The following is a 20,031-nucleotide window of genomic DNA, read 5'->3' as shown; positions in this document are numbered from 1 at the left end:
CTGTCACGCGGGCGGTCGCGACGGCGGTGTCGGGGATCCGGGCCCACCGCGGAGGCGGGAGGCCCGGATCCCCGACACCGGAGGATCAGCGCGGGTCTGCGCAGGATGAGCGCAGGATGAGCGCAGGATGAGCGCAGGTTCAGCTCACGGTCAGTGACCCACGGTCTGCGACTGCGGGTCGCCGACGAGGTCGCGCCCGCGTCCCTCGGCACGCTCGTCGTCGTGGTCGTCAACCATCGACGCCTCGTCGAAGGGGTCGTCGCCGGCGAGCACCCGGTCGAGCTTCGCGCGGTCGAGCTCGCCCACCCAGTGCCCGATGAGCACCGTCGCGATCGAGTTGCCCGCGAAGTTCGTCAGCGCCCGCGCCTCGCTCATCATCCGGTCGATGCCGACGATGAACCCGACACCGTCGACGAGGTCCGGGCGGTGCGACTGCAGGCCACCGGCGAGCGTCGCCAGGCCGGCGCCGGTGACGCCGGCGGCGCCCTTCGACGCGATGATCATGAAGACGAGCAGCGAGAGCTGCTCACCGAGCGAGAACGGCTTGTCGAGCGCCTCGGCGATGAAGAGCGAGGCCATCGTCAGGTAGATCGCGGTGCCGTCGAGGTTGAACGAGTAGCCCGTCGGCACGGTGATGCCGACGACCGGCCGCGAGACGCCGGCGTGCTCCATCTTCGCGATGAGGCGGGGGAGGGCCGACTCCGACGACGACGTCGAGAGGATGAGGAGGAACTCGCGCGAGAGGTACTTGAGCAGCGCGAAGACGTTGACGCCGGTGACGGCCTTGAGGAGCGTGCCGAGGATGACGAACACGAAGAGGAAGCACGTCACGTAGAACGCGATCATGATGAGCGCGAGTGACTTGAGCGCCTGCCAGCCGGTGGCGCCCACGACGGCAGCCATCGCTCCGAACGCACCGATGGGTGCGGCATACATGATCATCGCCATGAGGCGGAAGACGAGCCGCTCGAGGTGGCGGATGCCGCCGAGGATCGGCTCGCCCGCACGCCCCATCTTCTGGAGCGCGAAACCGACGAGGAGGGCGACGAGGAGCGTCTGGAGGACCGAGCCGGAGGTGAGCGCGGAGACGAGCGTGTCGGGGATGAGCCCGAGGATGAAGTCGACGGTCGTCTCGTGCTCCTCGCCGACGGCCTTCTGCCCGCTCGCGGCGAGCTCGTCGGTGAGGTTGAGGCCGGCGCCGGGCTTGACGATGTTGCCCACGAGGAGGCCGATGGCCAGCGCCACGGTCGACATCGTGAGGAAGTAGCCGAGGGCGAGCCCACCGACCTTGCCGACCTGCGCGGCGCGACGGACCGAGCCGATGCCGAGGACGATCGTGCAGAAGATGATCGGGCTGATCATCATCTTGATGAGGTCCACGAACGCGGTGCCGAGCCACTTGAGCTTGACGCCGAAGTCGGGGGCGATGACGCCGACGGCGATGCCGGCGACCATGGCGATGATGACGGCGATGTAGAGCCAGTGCGTGCGGTCCCGGCGCACGGGCCGGTCGACGACGTTGTCGGTCACGGGTGTCTCCCTGGGTGGGCGGGCCCGGGTGGTCCCGGGTCTGGGCGAGCCCGAGTCTGGTGCCGCGACTGGCTAGGGTCACCGTTGTGTTCATTGAGTTCCGCGGGGACGTGCCCGAGGTGCCCCGCGCGCACCCCCGTGCCGTATGCCGGCGGGCCGGGTGAGCTCCCGGCGCTCGCCGGCGCGCTGGAGCGTGGCGACCCAGACGTTCGTCCTCCAGGTCGGGGTCGCGCTGCTCGTCGTCGCCGTCGGGCTCGCCGCGGCCTACGTCCAGGCCCGCCGCGCCCAGACGCAGGAGGCGACGACCCGTGCGATGTCGGTGGCCCGCACGGTCGCCTCGACCCCGGCCGTCGTCGAGGCGCTCGCGTCGGCGACCCCCACCCCGGCGGTGCAGGACTACGCCGAGGACGTGCGCCGGGGGACCGGCACCGACTTCGTCGTCGTCATGACGACCCAGGGCGTGCGCTACTCACACCCCGACCCGGCGCAGGTCGGGCAGCGCTTCATCGGCCACATCGCCGCCGCCGTTCGAGGCGGTGAGGTCGTCGAGGACTACACCGGCACCCTCGGACCCTCGCGTCGGGTCGTCGTCCCCGTGGAGTCCGACGCCGGCGAGGTCGTCGGCCTCGTGTCGGTCGGCATCCGCCGCACCGCCCTGTCGCGCGCCGTGAGCGAGCAGCTGCCCGGTCTCCTCCTCGCCGGAGCCGCGGCCGCGCTGCTCTCGGGTCTCGGCACGGGGCTCGTGTCGCGGCGCACCCGACGCCAGACACTCGGTCTCGGGGAGGAGCAGCTCCGCGAGATGTACGAGTACTACGACGCCGTCCTCCACGCCGTCACCGAGGGGCTGCTGCTCGTCGACCAGGACGGCCGGCTCCAGCTCGCCAACGACGAGGCGGTCCGGCTGCTCGGGCTGCCCCAGGGGGCGAGCGGCCGTCCCCTCGCCGACCTCGGACTCAGCCCGGCCCTCACGGCCGCGCTCTCGGACGGCGTGCGGCGCGAGGACGAGCTCCACGTCACCGACGCCCGGGTCCTCGTCCTCGGCACCGCCCCGGCGATGTGGGAGGGCCGCCGGCTCGGCACCGTCGCGACCCTGCGCGACCGCACCGACCTCGAGCACCTCACCGGCGAGCTCGACTCCGCGCGGGGCCTCACCGAGGCCTTGCGCTCGCAGGCGCACGAGTCCGCCAACCGGATCCACACGATCGTCTCGCTCATCGAGCTCGGCCACGTCGACCGCGCGCTCGACTTCGCCACGGACGAGCTCGCCGTGACCCAGCAGCTCACCGACGACGTCGTCGCCGCCGACACCGAGCCGGCCCTCGCGGCGCTCCTCGTCGGCAAGAGCGCACAGGCGAGCGAGCGCGGCATCGACCTGCGCATCGCGCCGGGTGCCCAGTGGCCGACCGGCGCCGTGCCCGTGCGCGACGTCGTCACGATCGCCGGCAACCTCATCGACAACGCCTTCGACGCGGTGGCCGGCCTTCCGCCCGGCTCCGAACGCCGGGTGGAGGTCGATGCCCGCGTCGACGACGACCACCTCGTCCTCGAGGTGGTCGACTCCGGCCCGGGGCTGCCCGAGGCGGGGGTCGGCGCCGTCGTCCGCCGCGGGTTCAGCACCAAGGGGGAGGGGCGCGCGGGTCGGCGCGGCATCGGCCTCGCCCTCGTCGCGCAGACGATCGACCGGCTCGGTGGGACCCTCGACGTGACGGGCCCGCCCGGCGCCCGGTTCGTCGTCAGCCTGCCGCTCGTCTCCCGGGAGGAGGAGTCCCGTGCCTGAGCCGCTGCGCGTCCTCGTCGTCGAGGACGAGCCCGTCGCCGCCGAGGCCCACGCGACCTATGTCGGTCGCGTCCCCGGGTTCGTCGTCGTCGCCGTCGCGTCGACCGGGCAGGAGGCACTCCGGGCGCTCCAGGGCACCGACGTCGACGTCGTCCTCCTCGACATGAACCTGCCCGACCGGCACGGGCTCGAGGTCGTGCGCGCGATGCGCGCGGCCGGGCACGCCGCCGACGTCATCGCGGTGAGCTCCGCGCGCGACCTCGAGATCATGCGGTCGGCGGTCTCCCTCGGCGTCGTCCAGTACGTCCTCAAGCCCTTCGCGTTCGGCACCCTGCGCGACCGGCTCTCTGCCTACCTCGACTACCGCGCGACCCACGTCGCCACCGCCGAGGTCGGCAGCCAGGCCGAGGTCGACGAGGTCTTCGCGGCGGCCCGACCGACACGTCCGGTGAGCCTGCCCAAGGGGATGTCCGAGGAGCTGCTCGGACGGGTCGTCGCCACGCTTCGGGAGTCGCCGTCGGCCCTGTCGGCGAGCGAGGTCGCGGGCCACCTCGGCGTCAGCCGGGTCACGGCACGGCGCTTCCTCGAGCACCTCCACGAGAGCGGCGTCGCCACCCGGCGCTCGCGCTACTCCGGCGCCGGCCGCCCCGAGGTGGAGTACGGCTGGCGCAGCTGAGGCGAGGCTCATCCAGTGCAGCGGAGGCGAGCTCATCCAGTGCAGCCGGGGCGAGGCTCGCCCAGCGCAGCCGAGGCGAGAGGGCCCGTGCCGCCGAGACGCCCGACGAGCGCCTCAGTCCTCGAGCGCCTTGAGCAGGGTGAGGTTCTTCGACAGCTCGGCGTCGTCCCCGTCGACCGCCGCCCAGAGGATCTCGACGCCGCACCGGACGATGGACCACAGCCGACCGAGCTCCTCGTCGATCCCGCCGGCGCCACAGGCCAGCTCCAGACGCTGGCGCACCGACCAGCGCAGCGACGAACCGCTGCCCATCTCCTCGATGCGGTTGCGCAGCAAGGGATGCAGCTCATAGGCCGCGGGGCCGGCGAGCGGCTTCGGGTCGATGACGAGCCACGGCGCGCGGTCGGCGGCGAGGACGTTCTCGTAGTGCAGGTCGGTGTGCAGCAGCACCCTCGGCCCGGGCTCGGCGAGCAGCTCGCGGGCCAGCCCGGTCACGCGGGTGACGACCCGTCGAGGCAGGTCGGTGCGCTGCCGCAGCTGGGTGAGGTAGGGGTCGAGGTAGGCCGGGAGAGTCCTGATCGTCGGGGGCGCGGGCACGTGCAGCTCGCGGTAGAGCCCGCCCACAAGCGAGCAGGCCTCCTCGATGTCGACGGTGTCGAGGTCGCGAGCGGCGTCGAGGCGTTCGAGGAGGAGCGCGCCGCGCGACGGGTCGGCCGCCACGAGCCGGACCGCGCCGTGCCCGTCCCACGCCCGCAGCGCGAGGTGCTCCTGGGCCGACTCGACGTGCGGCCAGCCGACCTTGAGGACGAGCGGTTCGCCCTCGCCGCTGCGCCGGGTGACGGGGTGGACGACGGCGGTCCAGCCGGTCATCGGGGCGCCGGTCACCTCGAGGTCCCACGCGTCGAGGCACTCACGGGCGAGCCGGTCGACGGTGGCGACCCAGTCGGCACCCGTCGGGCCGCCCTCGGCCGGCAGCCGGCTCATCCACGTGAGCCACTCGGCCGGGGCGCGCGGGTCGAGCGGCTCCCGCGCGGAGGCGTCAGTCACGCGAGCCCCGGGAACGCCGTGAGCCGCATGCCGTGCCGGTGCGCCACGGCGGCGACCGTGCCGAGCCAGCCGGGCAGGGCGGCGAACGCCGCCTCGGGATCGGCGTCGATGACCGCGCGAAGCGCGGCGCCGGTGGCGGCGAGCAGGGTGGTCATCGCCTCGGTCGCGAGCGTCGCAGCCTCCGCGGGCGTGGTGACCGGGCGGGGGAGTGTCTGGCCCAGGTCGGGCGGCGGGGCGGACGACCCGGCGGCGTCGACGAGGTCGGAGGTGAGGGACTCGAGCGCCCCGATGTCCCGCAGCCACGCGGTGCGCACCGCCCTGGGTGACCTCGCGGCGGCGACCTCGAGGAGCCACGTCGCCCGGCGGGTGGCGACGATGAGCGGGACGAGGGCGTCGGGGCTCGACCACGGCGGGGGCACGTCCGGTTCGGCCGACACCGATGGGATCGCCGACGCGCTCGGTGCAGGTGAGACGCCGGAGCCGGGAGCCGCGACCGGGGCGGCCAGCTCGAGGGCCGCGTGGGCCTGCCCGAGGATGGCGACGAGGGCCGGCCTCAGCTCCGCCTCGGCACCCTCGAGCCCCGTGCCGGCGGCAGCGACCTCGCCCTCGACCTCGGCAACCGTCCGGCGAGGAACGGCCGGCGCGGTCGGGCGCGGGCTTCCCGACCCCGCCGAGCCACTCGGGGTCGCGAGTGTCGCCGACGGCGTCGGCGTGGGGGAAGCGGACGGCGACGTCAGTGCGCTCTCGGGAAGCCCGCGTTGACGGAGGGCGTCGTGGAGCACGGTCGCCTGACGGGCGTGGAGCGGCGGGAGGAGCGGGGCAACGGGGTCGGACGAGACGAGCGACGTGGTCGACGCGGCGACGACGGCCGCGTGGAGTCGCAGCAGCTCCTCCTCGGCCTCGATCGGCTCACGGGTGGGGACGAGCGGCACCCGGGGGGCGTCGTCCTCCAGTCGGATGCCGCAGCCCGCCAGCGTCGCCACGACCGCACCCAGTGCCCCCGCGGTGACGAGTCGCCGGGTCGGACCCGGGGCCGACGGGGTCGCGTCACGCATGGCGGCATCCTCGCACGCGTGGAAGGCCGCCTCCGAGCCCGGCTAGAGTGGGCGTCGCCGCAGGTGCAGGACGCGGCCCGAGAACTACAGAGAGGGAGATCGATGACCCGGGACACCGCAGTGCAGGAGCTGCTCGCAGGTGCGTTGGACGGATCGGGAGTCGTCCTCGAAGAGGTCAGCATCACCCCCGCCGGCCGCCGTCGCGTCGTCAGGGTCGTCGTCGACCGCGAGCTCGACACCACCGGCGACGTCACCGAGACGGTGGACTCCCTCTCCCTCGACGAGATCGCCGAGACGACCCGCACCGTGAGCGAGGCGCTCGACGACTCCGACGTTCTCGGCGAGCAGCCCTACACCCTCGAGGTCACCTCTCCGGGCGTCTCCCGCCCGCTGACCGCGCCCCGGCACTTCCAGCGCAACGTGGGCCGCCTCGTCACCCTCGCCGTCCGCGACGGCGCCCCCGTGACGGGCCGCATCACGCGGGCCGGCGCCGACGACCTCACCCTCGCGATCCCGGCCGTCAAGAAGACTCCCGGTCGCGACGAGACCTTCCCGTATGCCGTCCTCGACCGCGCCGAGGTGCAGGTCGAGTTCTCGCGCAAGGACGACCAGACCCCGGCCCCGGCCGGCCCCGCCGACGACGCCGACGCGTCGGACCACAAGGAGAGCTGACCCATGGACATCGACCTCGCCGTCCTGCGGGGTGTCGAGCGCGAGCGCGACATCTCGCTCGACGTCCTCATCCCCGCCATCGAGCAGGCGCTCCTGCTCGCCTACCACCGCACCGACGGCGCCTACCGCAACGCCCGCGCCGAGCTCGACCGCAAGACGGGCCACGTGACGATCTGGGCCCGCGAGGAGTTCGAGGTCCCCGTCGAGGACGAACCGTCCGCCGCCCCCACGCCCGACCCCTTTGCGTCCGCAACTCTGGGGCCTGGAGCCGCCACATCTGCGGACGCAGGCAGTGACGACGACGCCGGGGACGACGCCGGGGACGGCGCAGCGCCCGTCGAGCCGGCGCGCCCGCGCACCCGGCGTGAGTACGGCCCCGAGTTCGACGACACCCCGCGCGACTTCGGTCGCGTCGCCGCCGCGACCGCCCGCCAGGTCATCGTCCAGCGCCTGCGCGACATCGAGGACGACGCGATCATGGGCGACTTCAAGGGTCGTGAGGGCGACATCGTCGCCGGGATCATCCAGCAGAGTCCGGACCCGCGACACGTCACCGTCGACTTCGGCACCGTCGAGGGCATCCTCCCGCTCGCCGAGCAGGTCCCGGGCGAGAAGTACGTCCACGGCCAGCGGCTACGGACCTACGTCGTCAGCGTCAAGCGGGGCATGCGCGGCCCGCAGATCGGGCTCTCGCGCACGCACCCGAACCTCGTGCGCAAGCTCTTCGCCCTCGAGGTCCCCGAGATCGCCGACGGCAGCGTCGAGATCGCCGCGCTCGCCCGCGAGGCCGGTCACCGCACGAAGATCGCCGTCCACACCAAGGTCGCCGGGCTCAACGCCAAGGGCGCGTGCATCGGCCCGATGGGCGCGCGCGTGCGGGCTGTCATGGCCGAGCTGCACGGCGAGAAGATCGACATCGTCGACTTCAACGAGGACCCCGCGACCTTCATCGCCGCGGCGCTGAGCCCGTCGCGCGTGCAGTCGGTCGAGATCGTCGACCGCACCCTGCGCGCGGCCCGCGTCGTCGTCCCGGACTACCAGCTCTCGCTCGCCATCGGTCGCGAGGGCCAGAACGCCCGCCTCGCCGCCAAGCTCACCGGCTGGCGCGTCGACATCCGCTCGGACAACCCCGGCTCGGGCGCGCCCCGCGAGGGGTCCGCGGGCCCGTCGGGTGCGTCCGGTGACACTCCCGACCCCCGCTAGGGGCTACGATGGGTGGGACCGACCGGGCTGGACTCCGGACTCGGGCGTCGCACGCGAAGGCGGGCACACGGCATACGTCGACAGTGACGGGGCCGGTGCGCACCTGTGTGGGGTGCCGGGTGTCGGATAGCCGGTCGGCACTCCTGCGAGTGGTCGTCGGAGGCCACGGGGACCTCGTTCCCGACCTTCGGCGGTGTCTCCCGGGGCGCGGCGCCTGGCTGCATCCCACCGGAGAATGTTTCGACCTCGCCGTCCGACGACGGGCGTTCGGGCGTGCGCTGCGAGTCAGCGTGCCCCTGGACACCACCGCCGTGGCGGAGGAGATCGCCACCCACGAGCAGACCACCGTCCGTCCCAAGGGAACCGTCCGTTAGCTCTGAACAGAGAGTGGTTTGACGCTGATGAGCACCCGATGAGTACTCAGTAATGAGCTCCCCCCAGCACTAGTGGTCCGCGCCTGCTGCTTCGTCAGGTCGCACGGACCAGATGAAGGAGAAACGTGGCAAAGGTCCGAGTCAGCGCACTCGCCAAGGAAGTCGGAGTGACCAGCAAGGTCCTCCTCGAGCGCCTCAACGACATGGGTGAGTACGTCAAGTCGGCGTCCTCGACCATCGAGGCCCCGGTCGTCCGCCGGTACCAGGAGAAGTTCCCCGTCGAGAAGGCGGCTGCCACCGAGGCGCCTGCCAAGCCGGCGGCCAAGAAGTCCGCAGCCAAGCCCGCTGCCGCCCCCGCGGGGACGCCGGGTCCCAAGGCTCCCGCTGCGCCCGCAGCACCGGCCCAGGCCGCGCCCGCGGCCCCAGCCCCCGCCGCCAAGGCCACGCCGGCCCCGGCCGCGCCCGCCCCCGCGGCGCCCGCACCGGCCGCTCCGGCCGCTCCGGCCCCCGCAGCACCCGCCGCCAAGGCGACCCCCTCCGCCCCGCCACCCGCGGCTCCGGCCGCTCCCGCCGCCAGGGCGACCCCGTCGGCGCCCGAGTCCGGTGGCGCACGCCCCGGTGCACCGCGCCCCGGCGCAGGCGCCCCGCGTCCCGGCAACAACCCGTTCGCACCGAGCCAGGGCATGCGCCAGGGCCGCGACGGTGGTCGTGAAGGTGGTCGTGACAGCGGCCGCGAGGGTGGTCGTGAGGGTGGCGGCGCCGCCCGTCCCGGCAACAACCCGTTCGCGTCGAGCCAGGGCATGCCCCGTCCCCGCAGCGCACCCCGCCCCGGTGGCGCCGGTGCCGGTGCGGCCGGTCCGCGTCCCGGTGGCCCCCGTCCCAGCCCGGGCATGATGCCGAGCTCGAGCGCCGTCGCGCGCCCGGGTGAGCGTCCCGGCGGTGCGGGTGGCCGTGGTGGCCGTCCCGGCGCCGGTGGCGCCGGTCGTCCCGGTGGTGGCGGTCCCGGTGGTGGCGGCGGCTACGCCGGTCGTCCCGGTGGCGGTGGCTTCCGTGGCGGCGCAGGTCGCGGCTCCACGGCAGGTGCCTTCGGCCGCGGTGGCGGTCGTCCGGGACGTGCGCGCAAGTCCAAGCGCGCGAAGCGCGCCGAGTTCGAGGAGATGCAGGCACCGTCGATCGGTGGCGTGAGCGTGCCCCGCGGCGACGGTTCCACCGTCATCCAGGTGCGCCAGGGTGCGTCCCTCACGGACTTCGCCGACAAGATCAACGCCAACCCGGGCTCGCTCGTCACGGTCATGTTCCACCTCGGTGAGATGGCGACCGCGACCCAGAGCCTCGACGAGGACACGTTCCGCCTGCTCGGCGCCGAGCTCGGCTACGACATCCGCATGGTCTCGCCCGAGGAGGAGGAGAAGGAGCTGTTCGACGCCTTCGACATCAACCTCGAGATCGGTGTCGACTCCGAGGACGAGGACGACCTCGCGGCCCGTCCGCCGGTCGTCACCGTCATGGGTCACGTCGACCACGGCAAGACCCGCCTCCTCGACGCCATCCGCAACGAGAACGTCGCGGGCGACGAGGCCGGTGGCATCACCCAGCACATCGGTGCCTACCAGATCCACAAGGAGCACGAGGGCGTCGACCGTCCGATCACCTTCATCGACACCCCGGGTCACGAGGCGTTCACCGCCATGCGTGCCCGTGGTGCCAAGGTGACCGACATCGCGATCCTCGTCGTCGCTGCCGACGACGGCGTCATGCCGCAGACCATCGAGGCGCTCAACCACGCCCAGGCCGCGGACGTGCCGATCGTCGTCGCCGTCAACAAGATCGACGTCGAGGGCGCCAACCCGTCCAAGATCCGTCAGCAGCTCACCGAGTACAACCTCGTCGCCGAGGAGTACGGCGGCGAGACGATGTTCGTCGACGTGTCCGCGAAGCAGGGTCAGAACATCGACTCGCTGCTCGAGGCCGTGCTGCTCACCGCCGACGCCGCCCTCGACCTGCGGGCCAACCCCGACCGTGACGCCCGTGGTGTCGCGATCGAGGCCAACCTCGACAAGGGTCGTGGCGCGACGGCGACCGTGCTCATCCAGTCCGGAACCCTCCGGGTCGGCGACGCCATCGTCACCGGCAGCTCCTACGGCCGCGTCCGCGCCATGCTCGACGAGCACGGCGCGAACGTCACCGAGGCGACCCCGTCGCGTCCGGTCCAGGTGCTCGGTCTCTCGTCCGTCCCGCGCGCCGGCGACACGTTCGTCGTCGCACCGGACGACCGCACCGCACGCCAGATCGCGGAGCGTCGCGAGTCGGCGGACCGCCAGGCCAGCCTGGCCAAGTCGCGCAAGCGCATCTCGCTCGAGGACCTCAACGAGGCGATCGCGCAGGGCAAGGTCGACACCCTCAACCTCATCCTCAAGGGTGACGTGTCGGGCTCGGTCGAGGCCCTCGAGGACGCGCTGCTCCAGATCGACGTCGGTGACGACGTGGACCTGCGCATCATCGACCGCGGCGTCGGTGCGATCACGATGAACAACATCAACCTCGCGGTCGCCTCCAACGCGATCATCATCGGCTTCAACGTCCGGGCCGAGGGCCAGAACGCTGACTACGCCGAGCGCGAGGGCGTCGAGATCCGCTACTACTCGGTGATCTACCAGGCCATCGAGGAGATCGAGCAGTCCCTCAAGGGCATGCTCAAGCCCGAGTACGAAGAGGTCGAGCTCGGCACCGCCGAGATCCGCGAGATCTTCCGCTCGAGCAAGTTCGGCAACATCGCCGGCTCGATCGTCCGCAGCGGCGAGATCAGGCGCGGCACCAAGGCACGCATCACGCGTGAGGGTGTCGTCGTGTCCGAGAACGTCGAGATCGCCGGCCTGCGCCGGTTCAAGGATGACGTCACCGAGGTCCGTGAGGGCTTCGAGTGCGGTATCAACCTCGGCTCGTTCAACGACCTGCAGCTCGGCGACCTCATCGCCACCTACGAGATGCGGGAGAAGCCTCGCGCGTGATGCGGCGGGTCCCACGCTTCGCGTGGGCGAAGCCGCGGGCCTGAGTCCCAAGGCAGCTCGCCCCACGTGAGCGGCCGGCATACCGACTCCTCGGTATGCCGGCCGCTCCCGTTCTCCGGCCCTCACACGTCCTGCCCCACGGCGGCGCATAGGGTGTGCGGGCACCACTGTCATCCGAGAAGGAGTTGTCGTGGCTGACGCCGCACGCGCCCGCAAGGTCGCCGACCGCATCAAGACCCTCATCGCCGCAGGGCTCGACCAGGTGGTCAAGGACCCGGACCTCGGGTTCGTGACGATCACCGACGTCCGGGTGACCAACGACCTCCAGCACGCCTCGGTCTTCTACACCGTCTTCGGCGACGACGCCCAGCGCGCCAAGACCGCCGAGCTGCTCGCCGCCAACAAGGGCAAGCTGCGTAGCCACGTCGGCCGCAACCTCGGCATCCGGCTCACGCCGTCGCTCGAGTTCATCGCCGACGCCATCCCCGAGACCGCGGCCCACCTCGAGGTGCTGCTGGCCGAGGCGCGCGAGCGCGACGCTCAGGTCGCTGCGGCCGCCTCCGGTGCGAGCTACGCCGGCGACGCCGACCCCTACCGCCACGACGACGAGGACGACGACGAGGACGACGAGGAAGACGGCGACGCCGCTCCGGAGTCCGGCGCGAACGGCGCGACCCCCGGGGCCTCGGACGGCACCACTGCGGCCAACGACAGCGCCACCGGCGACGGCGCCCCCGGCGCCGACGACACCGGCCGCGCGTGAGCGCGAGCGTCGACGGACTCCTCGTCGTCGACAAGCCGTCCGACTGGACGAGCCACGACGTCGTCGCCCGCGCCCGGCGACTGTGCGCCACCCGCAAGGTCGGTCACGCCGGCACCCTCGACCCGATGGCCACCGGTGTGCTCGTGCTGGGTGTCGGCCGGGCAACCAAGCTGCTCACCTTCCTCGTCGGCGCGGACAAGGACTACGACGCGACGGTCCGCCTCGGCCAGGGAACCCTCACCGACGACGCCGAGGGTGAGGTGACGAGCGCGCCCGGGGCCGCCGACGTCACCGACGAGGCCGTCAGGGCGGCCATCACCACCCTCACCGGCGACATCGAGCAGGTTCCGAGCGCCGTGAGCGCGATCAAGGTCAAGGGGGAGCGGTCCTACCACCGCGCCCGCGCCGGCGAGGCCGTCGACCTGCCGGCCCGCCCCGTGACGGTCTCGCGGTTCGACGTCCACGACGTCCGTCGCAGCACCGTCGACGGCGCGACGGTCGTCGACGTCGACGTCACCGTCACCGTGTCGTCGGGGACCTACGTGCGGGCGCTCGCCCGCGACCTCGGCAGCGCGCTCGGGTCCGCGGGTCACCTCACCGCGCTGCGACGCACGCGGGTCGGTGGCTTCGGCCTCGACGTGGCCCACCCGCTCGCCGAGCTCGAGGCCCGCCAGGGTGAGCCGATGCCGGTCGTCCCGCTCGCCGAGGCGGCACGGGCGGGCTTCGCCACGCGCGAGCTGACCGCGGAGGAGGCCCGTACCATCGGCTACGGCCAGCGGCTGCCGTCGGCCGAGCCGGGGCGCACCGAGCCGGTCGCGGCCTTCGGACCCGACGGCTCTCTCGTCGCCATGCTCGACGAGAGCAGGGCCACCGCCCGGAGCCACGTCGTCTTCGCCCCGGCGAGTTCGTAGAGTGTCCACCGTGCACCGGTTCACCGACCCCGCAGCCACGCCCGACGAGCTGCGACCCTGCGTCGTCACCCTCGGCAACTTCGACGGCGTGCACCGGGGCCACCGGGCGGTGCTCACCCAGCTCGTCGAGACCGGTCACGAGCTCGGCCTGCCCACCGTCGCGGTGACCTTCGACCCGCACCCGGTCGCCGTGCTCCACCCCGAGCGCGCCCCCGAGCTCATCTCTCCCGGGTCGATCCGTGACGACCTCCTCGAGACGACCGGCATCGACGGTCTGCTCGTCCTGCCCTTCACCGCGGAGTTCGCGCAGCAGTCGCCCGAGGAGTTCGTCCTCCGGACGTTCGTCGAGGGCCTGGGCGCCAAGGCCGTCGTCGTCGGCGTCGACACCAAGTTCGGCTACCGCAACTCCGGCGACGTCGACACCCTCCGCGAGCTCGGCGCCCGGCACGGCTTCGAGGTCGTCGCCATCGAGGACGTCGGCGAGGACCACCGCTGGTCCTCGACGTCGGTGCGCCAGGCGCTCGCGGCCGGTGACGTCGCGGCGGCCGCCCGCACCCTCGGCCGTCCCCATCGCGTCGTCGGCACCGTCGTCCACGGGCACCACCGCGGGCGTGAGCTCGGATACCCCACGGCGAACCTGTCGCAGGACTCGTTGGGCCTCGTGCCCGCCGAGGGCGTCTATGCCGGCTGGCTCACCCGTCTCGGCCTCGAGCAGGGCGAGCCCGACCGCACCATGCCCGCGGCCATCTCCATCGGCACGAACCCGACCTTCGACACCGAGGACCGCCGCACCGTCGAGGCCTACGTCCTCGACCGCGACGACCTCGACCTCTACGACGAGCGGGTCATGGTCGAGTTCGTCGAGCACATCCGCCCGACTCTGCGCTTCGAGAGCATCGACGACCTCCTCGTCGCCATGGCCAAGGACGTCGAGCAGTGCCGCACGGTGCTCACCCAGATCGTCCACTCCTGAGCCGCTGGCTCCGGCAGGACCTCGGCCTCCTCGTCGGTGCCGCCGGGACGTCGGTCGTCGGTGCGCTCCTCGTGTGGTCCGCGACCCACGAGGCCGCAGGGACGGCATACCTCGTCCGTCACCTGCTCAACACCGCGATCGGCATCGGGCTCGCGATCGGCGTCGCCCGGCTCGGGCACCACGGGCTGCGACTCGTCGCGCCGTGGATCTACGGCCTCTCCCTGCTCGGGCTCGTCGCCGTCCTCACCCCGCTCGGGGTGACGATCAACGGCTCACGGTCGTGGATCCCCATCGCCGCCGGGTTCACGGTGCAGCCCTCGGAGTTCGCCAAGCTCGGGCTCGCACTCGTGCTCGCCTTCGTCCTCGCCGACCGGTGGGAACGCCGGGTCGCACCCGGCAACCGTGACGTCGCGCTCGGCTGGCTGCTCGCCCTCGTGCCGGTCGCGCTCATCATGCTCCAGCCCGATCTCGGCTCGGCCGTCGTCCTCGGCGCCCTGGCGTTCGTCGTCATCGCCGTCGCCGGGACGCCGCGCCGCTGGGTCGTGGGGATCGGGGTGGCCGCCGTCGGGCTCGTCGTCGCCGCGCTCACGACCCCGCTGCTCAGCGACTACCAGCGCGACCGGCTCCTGGCCTTCGCCGACCCGAGCGCCGACCCGCAGGGCATCGGCTACCAGACGCGGCAGGTCCGGCTCGCCATCGGCTCGGGCGGCTGGACCGGCCAGGGCTTCATGGAGGGCCGCCAGACCCAGGGCGGCTTCGTGCCCTACCAGCTCAACGACTTCATCTTCTCCGTCGCGGGGGAGGAGCTGGGGTTCGTCGGCGCGGCCGGGCTCCTCCTGCTGCTCGCGTTCCTCGTCATCCGGGTCTTCGTCGTCGCCGGGCGCTCGGGTGACGCCTTCGGCCGGTTCGTCGGCGTCGGGGTCGGGACGTGGCTCGCGTTCCAGGTCTTCCAGAACGTCGGGATGACCCTCGGCGTCATGCCGGTGACGGGCCTGCCGCTGCCCTTCGTCTCCTACGGCGGGTCCTCGATGTTCGCCTCGTGGCTGGCGATCGGAGTCGTCAACGCCGCGTATGCCGCCGCGCACCGCGACCGCGTCTGAACCGCGCCACGACGGAGTCCGGAGCAGTGTCCCGCCCTGCGTGCGGACCGAGTCGATTACTCGTCGGTCACATTTGCCGCGAGCTGCGCCCGGCGCCGGGGGTCATGTGGGAGCATTCCGGCCACGAGCTCCCCAATGACGAGGAACCCAGATGCTTGCAGCGACCCCGCAGATCCACTCGCCGGCCGACGAGGCCGTGGACCACCACCTGATCGAGGAGCGCGCCGCGAGCGTCGGCCACCTCTTCCGGCAGCGCGTCGAGAGGACGCCCGACTCACCCGCCTTCATGTATGCCAAGGTCGCCGAGAGCGGTGACGAGTGGCTCACCGTGACGTGGGCGGAGGCGAAGGCGCGCGTCGACGCGATCGGTGCCGGGCTCGTCGCGCTCGGTGTGGCCCCGGAGGAGCGTGTGGCCCTCGCCTCGGCCACCCGCTACGAGTGGGCCCTCGCTGACCTGGCCGTCATGGTCGCCGGTGCCGTGACGACGACGATCTACCCGACGACGATCGACGACGACGTCGCCTTCATCCTCGCCGACTCGCAGAGCAAGGTCGTCTTCGCCGAGGACGCCGAGCAGGTCGCCAAGCTGCGCCGCATCGCCGGCTCGGTGCCCGGCGTCTCCAAGGTCGTGACCTTCGACCCCGCGGCCGCCGCGGGGGAGGACGACTGGGTCATCAGCCTCGACGACCTCGCCGAGCTGGGTCGCGCCGAGCTCGAGCGCACGCCGGGCCTCATCGACGAGCGCATCGACGCGCTCACCCCGGACCGTCTCGCGACGATCATCTACACCTCGGGCACCACCGGCCGGCCCAAGGGCGTGCGCCTGCTGCACCGGGCGTGGACCTACGAGGCCGCCGCCACCGACTCGATCGGCATCCTGCGCGACGACGACCTCCAGTACCTCTGGCTCCCGCTGGCCCACGTCTTCGGCAAGCTGCTCCTCACGCTGCCGCTGCAGATCGGCTTCTGCACCGCCATCGACGGACGGATCGACAAGATCGTCGACAACCTCGCGGTCGTGAGGCCGACGTTCATGGGCGCCGCGCCCCGCATCTTCGAGAAGGCCTACAACCGGGTCCAGATGATGATGGAGTCCGACGGCGGCGTGAAGCTCAAGCTCTTCCGCTGGGCCGAGGGCGTCGGGCGCGAGGTGAGCGACCTGCGCGCGCAGGGCAAGGCGCCGAGCGGCATGCTCGCCCGCAAGCACGCCCTCGCCGACAAGCTCGTCCTCAGCAAGGTGCGCGGCCGCTTCGGTGGTCGTGTCCGCCTCTTCATCTCGGGCTCGGCGGCCCTCAACCAGGACGTCGGCCGCTGGTTCGACTCGATGGGCATGCTGGTCGGGGAGGGCTACGGCCTCACCGAGTCGTGCGCCGCGACGACGGTCAACCGCACCTCCGCCTACCGCTACGGCACGGTCGGGTGGCCGCTGCCCGGCACCGAGGTCCGGATCGCCGACGACGGAGAGGTCCTGCTCCGCGGCGACGGGATCATGGACGGCTACCACAACAACCCCGAGGCGACGGCCGAGGTCATCGACGCCGACGGCTGGTTCCACACCGGCGACATCGGCGAGCTCGACGACCGCGGCTTCCTCAAGATCACCGATCGCAAGAAGGACCTCTTCAAGACCTCGGGGGGCAAGTACGTCGCGCCCTCGATGATCGAGTCGCAGTTCAAGGGCATGTGCCCCTTCGTGAGCCAGTTCATCGTCCACGGAGCCGACCGCAACTTCGTCTCCGCGCTCGTCACGCTCGACCCGGACGCCATCGAGGGCTGGGCCGCCGACAACGGTCTCGGCGGCAAGAGCTATGCCGAGATCGTCACCTCGCCGCAGGCTCACGACATGGTCCAGGGCTACGTCGACGAGCTCAACGCCGGCCTCAACCGGTGGGAGACGGTCAAGAAGTTCACCATCCTCGACCACGACCTCACCGTCGACAGCGGCGAGCTCACCCCGAGCCTCAAGCTCAAGCGGAAGGTCGTCTCCGAGCGCTACAAGGACGCGCTCGACGCCCACTACGCCGGAGCCTGACACCTCACCCGTCACCATTTGCCCACGCAGAGCGTGGGACCCGCCGCCTGAAGTGGGTTGCTCGGACTGCGCAAGGGAACCGCTCCCTTGCGCAGTCCGCGTTTCCCACCCGAAGTCGCCCGGAGCCGCCCGGACCCGCCCGGGACCCGAACCCGCCCGTATGCCGTCCTGCTCAGTCCTCGACGAGCGGCACGAACCGGTAGGCCCCGTGGATCTCGACGTGCGCGTCCCCGGTCGGGGCGCCGTCGGCGTCGAACCCGGGGTCGCGCACGACCCGGTGCATCCAGCCCCGCACCGGCACGACCATGACCCCGCCGGGCACGAGCTGGTCGAGCAGCGCCCGGGGCAGCGACTGGGCCTCCGCCGACACCAGGACCCGGTCGAACGGCCCCTCACCCGGTGCGCCGAGCACGCCCGGAGTGGCGAGTACGAGGCGAGCCCACGGCATACCGGTGCGCTCGAGGTTCGCGGCGCCGACCGCCGCGATCTCCTCGATCCGCTCGACACCGAGGACCGAGCCGCCCGGTCCGGTGAGGTGCGCGAGCAGCGCAGTCGTCCACCCCGACCCGGCGCCGACGTCGAGCACCCGGTCACCGGGCCGGACGTCGAGGAGCTCGAGCATCGCGGCGACCGTGCGCGGCTGGCTGTTCGTCTGGCCGTGCCCGATCGGCAGCGGCCCGTCCCGCCCGGCGTGACGTCGCTCGCGGCGCGGCAGGAACCCCTGGCGCGGCCACGCGGCCATCGCCTCCGCCACCCGCTGCGCGGCATCCACCCCTCCAGTGTGCGCCCGTCAGCGGTGCCCGACGCCGTGACTTTGGGGCTCGCGGTGTCGCGACCGTACCCTTGACGGATGCATCCCCGTCCTGCCGGCACCTCGCTCTTCGCTGACCTCGAGCCCCTGCTCGAACGGGTGAGCAAGCCGATCCAGTACGTCGGTGGCGAGCTCAACTCGACCGTCAAGGACTGGCACGTCGGCGGCGACGCGACCGTCCGCTGGGCGCTCATGTACCCCGACGCCTACGAGGTCGGTGTCCCCAACCAGGGTTCGATGATCCTCTACGAGGTCCTCAACGAGGTTCCCGACGCGCTCGCGGAGCGCACGTATGCCGTGTGGCCCGACATGGAGGCCCTCATGCGCGAGTCGGGGGTCCCGCAGTTCACCGTCGACGGACACCGCGCGGTCGGCGACTTCGACGTGCTCGGGGTCTCGTTCTCGACCGAGCTCGGCTACACCAACCTGCTCACCGCGCTCGACCTCGCCGGGATCCCGCTGCACGCCCGCGAACGCGTCGACGGCGACACCGTCGTCATCGCCGGTGGCCACGCCGCCTTCAACCCCGAGACGATCGCCGACTTCGTCGACGCCGCGATCATCGGCGACGGCGAGGAGGCAGTCCTCATGGTCACCGACCTCGTCCGCGCCTGGAAGACCGAGGGTATGCCGGGTGGTCGCCGCGAGCTTCTCCTCCGCCTCGCGCGCACGGGGGGCGTCTACGTGCCGGCCTTCTACGAGGTGAGCTACCTGCCCGACGGGCGCATCCAGCGCATCGCGCCGACCGAGCCCGGTGTCCCGTGGCGGGTGTCCAAGCACACGGTCATGGACCTCGACGCGTGGCCCTACCCGAAGCAGCCGCTCGTGCCGCTCGCCGAGTCGGTGCACGAGCGCATGTCGGTCGAGATCTTCCGCGGGTGCACCCGTGGCTGCCGCTTCTGCCAGGCAGGCATGATCACCCGCCCGGTGCGCGAGAGGTCGATCACCGGCATCGGCGAGATGGTCGAGAAGGGCCTCGCCGCCACCGGGTTCGAGGAGGTGGGGCTGCTCTCGCTGTCGAGCGCGGACCACTCCGAGATCGCCGACATCACCAAGGGCCTCGCCGACCGCTACGAGGGCACCAACACGGGGTTGTCGCTGCCCTCGACCCGGGTCGACGCCTTCAACATCGACCTCGCCAACGAGCTCACCCGCAACGGTCGACGCTCGGGCCTCACCTTCGCGCCCGAGGGCGGCAGCGAGCGCATTCGCAAGGTCATCAACAAGATGGTCACCGAGGACGACCTCATCACGACGGTCTCCGCGGCATACGGTGCGGGCTGGCGCAACGTCAAGCTCTACTTCATGTGCGGGCTGCCGACCGAGACCGACGAGGACGTGCTGCAGATCGCCGAGCTCGCCAAGCGGGTCATCGAGACCGGCCGCCAGGTGAGCGGGCGCAAGGACATCCGCTGCACCGTCTCGATCGGCGGGTTCGTCCCCAAGCCGCACACGCCGTTCCAGTGGGTCGGGCAGCTCTCGGCCGACGAGACCGACGCCCGGCTCGAGAAGCTGCGCGACGCGATCCGCTCCGACCGCCGGCTCGGCTCGTCCATCGGGTTCCGCTACCACGACGGCAAGCCGGGCATCGTCGAGGGACTGCTCTCCCGCGGTGACCGCCGAGTGGGCGCCGTCATCGAGCAGGTGTGGCGCGACGGCGGACGCTTCGACGGCTGGAGTGAGCACTTCTCCTATGACCTGTGGATGGAGGCCGCCGACAAGGCGTTCTCGCGCAGCGAGTGGCCGATCGACGTCGACTGGTACACCACGCGCGAGCGCGAGGAGTCCGAGGTCCTGCCGTGGGACGTCGTCGACTCCGGCCTCGACAAGGAGTGGCTCTGGCAGGATTGGCTCGACGCCATCGACGAGACCGAGGTCGACGACTGCCGCTGGACGCCGTGCTTCGACTGCGGTGTGTGCCCGCAGTTGGGCACCGAGATCGAGATCGGTCCGACCGGCAAGGTCCTTCTTCCGCTCACCGTCCTCGGCGCCGGCAAGGCCGCGATGGCCGAGCACTCCCACGCCTGACCCGACCACCGGCGCACATCGTTCGCATCGGCGCACACCTGCCTGAGCCGGTCACCACTCTCGGCGCCGGT

General features: G+C 72.2%; 16 protein-coding genes. 12 read left to right on the top strand and 4 right to left on the bottom strand.

Features of this window, described 5'->3' with window-relative positions:
- Positions 1-150: 150 nt before the first annotated feature.
- Complete coding sequence (locus tag ACOJV7_RS14000; RefSeq protein ID WP_420190837.1) at positions 151-1,530, bottom strand: cation:dicarboxylate symporter family transporter; 1,380 nt, start codon at positions 1,528-1,530, stop codon at positions 151-153.
- A gap of 193 nt (positions 1,531-1,723) precedes the next feature.
- Here ACOJV7_RS14000 and ACOJV7_RS13995 point away from each other — a divergent pair, with 193 nt between their 5' ends.
- Both ACOJV7_RS13995 and ACOJV7_RS13990 read left to right on the top strand, forming a co-directional pair.
- Positions 1,724-3,307, top strand: a complete 1,584-nt coding sequence (locus ACOJV7_RS13995) for a sensor histidine kinase (protein ID WP_420190836.1) — start codon at positions 1,724-1,726, stop codon at positions 3,305-3,307.
- Positions 3,300-3,983 carry a response regulator gene (locus ACOJV7_RS13990; RefSeq protein WP_420190835.1) on the top strand — a complete coding sequence of 228 codons (684 nt, stop codon included), beginning with the start codon at positions 3,300-3,302 and terminating at the stop codon, positions 3,981-3,983. Before ACOJV7_RS13995 ends, ACOJV7_RS13990 begins: the two co-directional genes overlap by 8 nt.
- A 114-nt stretch (positions 3,984-4,097) precedes the next feature.
- Here the strand turns inward: ACOJV7_RS13990 and ACOJV7_RS13985 are convergent, their stop codons facing one another.
- Both ACOJV7_RS13985 and ACOJV7_RS13980 read right to left on the bottom strand, forming a co-directional pair.
- The gene (locus ACOJV7_RS13985) at positions 4,098-5,030 is read right to left on the bottom strand and encodes an aminoglycoside phosphotransferase family protein (RefSeq protein WP_420190834.1); all 933 of its coding nucleotides are present in this window, start codon (positions 5,028-5,030) and stop codon (positions 4,098-4,100) included.
- The gene (locus tag ACOJV7_RS13980; RefSeq protein WP_420190833.1) at positions 5,027-6,085 is read right to left on the bottom strand and encodes a hypothetical protein; all 1,059 of its coding nucleotides are present in this window, start codon (positions 6,083-6,085) and stop codon (positions 5,027-5,029) included. Before ACOJV7_RS13980 ends, ACOJV7_RS13985 begins: the two co-directional genes overlap by 4 nt.
- Positions 6,086-6,187: 102 nt before the next feature.
- Between ACOJV7_RS13980 and rimP the strand changes: the two genes are divergently transcribed.
- The 9 genes from rimP (at position 6,188) to ACOJV7_RS13935 (ending at position 17,121) form a co-directional block, all read left to right on the top strand.
- On the top strand, positions 6,188-6,757 hold the full coding sequence (gene rimP, locus ACOJV7_RS13975) for a ribosome maturation factor RimP (protein WP_420190832.1): 570 nt from the start codon (positions 6,188-6,190) through the stop codon (positions 6,755-6,757).
- Between the two features lie 3 nt (positions 6,758-6,760).
- Complete coding sequence (gene nusA, locus ACOJV7_RS13970; protein ID WP_420190831.1) at positions 6,761-7,960, top strand: transcription termination factor NusA; 1,200 nt, start codon at positions 6,761-6,763, stop codon at positions 7,958-7,960.
- 8 nt (positions 7,961-7,968) lie between these two features.
- A complete protein-coding gene (locus tag ACOJV7_RS13965) occupies positions 7,969-8,334 on the top strand; it encodes a YlxR family protein (protein ID WP_420190830.1) in 366 nt (121 codons plus the stop codon).
- Between the two features lie 125 nt (positions 8,335-8,459).
- Positions 8,460-11,342 (top strand): translation initiation factor IF-2, encoded by a 2,883-nt coding sequence (gene infB / locus ACOJV7_RS13960; protein ID WP_420190829.1) that lies wholly within the window; start codon positions 8,460-8,462, stop codon positions 11,340-11,342.
- Positions 11,343-11,532: 190 nt separating this feature from the next.
- Positions 11,533-12,105 (top strand): 30S ribosome-binding factor RbfA, encoded by a 573-nt coding sequence (gene rbfA, locus ACOJV7_RS13955; RefSeq protein ID WP_420190828.1) that lies wholly within the window; start codon positions 11,533-11,535, stop codon positions 12,103-12,105.
- Positions 12,102-13,016: a tRNA pseudouridine(55) synthase TruB gene (gene truB, locus ACOJV7_RS13950; RefSeq protein WP_420190827.1), complete on the top strand. Its 915-nt coding sequence runs from the start codon at positions 12,102-12,104 to the stop codon at positions 13,014-13,016. The genes rbfA and truB overlap by 4 nt, the downstream gene beginning before the upstream one ends.
- 10 nt (positions 13,017-13,026) lie before the next feature.
- Positions 13,027-13,989: a bifunctional riboflavin kinase/FAD synthetase gene (locus tag ACOJV7_RS13945; RefSeq protein ID WP_420190826.1), complete on the top strand. Its 963-nt coding sequence runs from the start codon at positions 13,027-13,029 to the stop codon at positions 13,987-13,989.
- The gene (gene rodA / locus ACOJV7_RS13940; protein WP_420190825.1) at positions 13,953-15,089 is read left to right on the top strand and encodes a rod shape-determining protein RodA; all 1,137 of its coding nucleotides are present in this window, start codon (positions 13,953-13,955) and stop codon (positions 15,087-15,089) included. The genes ACOJV7_RS13945 and rodA overlap by 37 nt, the downstream gene beginning before the upstream one ends.
- A 151-nt stretch (positions 15,090-15,240) precedes the next feature.
- Entirely contained in the window at positions 15,241-17,121 is a 1,881-nt protein-coding gene (locus ACOJV7_RS13935) for an AMP-dependent synthetase/ligase (protein WP_420190824.1), read from the top strand.
- A 172-nt stretch (positions 17,122-17,293) separates the two neighbouring features.
- Here the strand turns inward: ACOJV7_RS13935 and ACOJV7_RS13930 are convergent, their stop codons facing one another.
- A complete protein-coding gene (locus ACOJV7_RS13930) occupies positions 17,294-17,893 on the bottom strand; it encodes a protein-L-isoaspartate O-methyltransferase family protein (RefSeq protein WP_420190823.1) in 600 nt (199 codons plus the stop codon).
- A 78-nt stretch (positions 17,894-17,971) separates the two neighbouring features.
- On the opposite strand from ACOJV7_RS13930, the gene ACOJV7_RS13925 reads away from it, so the two are divergent.
- Positions 17,972-19,960: a TIGR03960 family B12-binding radical SAM protein gene (locus tag ACOJV7_RS13925; protein WP_420190822.1), complete on the top strand. Its 1,989-nt coding sequence runs from the start codon at positions 17,972-17,974 to the stop codon at positions 19,958-19,960.
- The last annotated feature ends 71 nt before the right edge of the window (positions 19,961-20,031 follow it).

The organism is Knoellia tibetensis (genome assembly GCF_048606415.1).
GTDB lineage: Bacteria > Actinomycetota > Actinomycetes > Actinomycetales > Dermatophilaceae > Knoellia > Knoellia tibetensis.
Note: the sequence above shows the minus strand (reverse complement) of the source record. Positions and strands in the feature narration are given on the sequence as shown.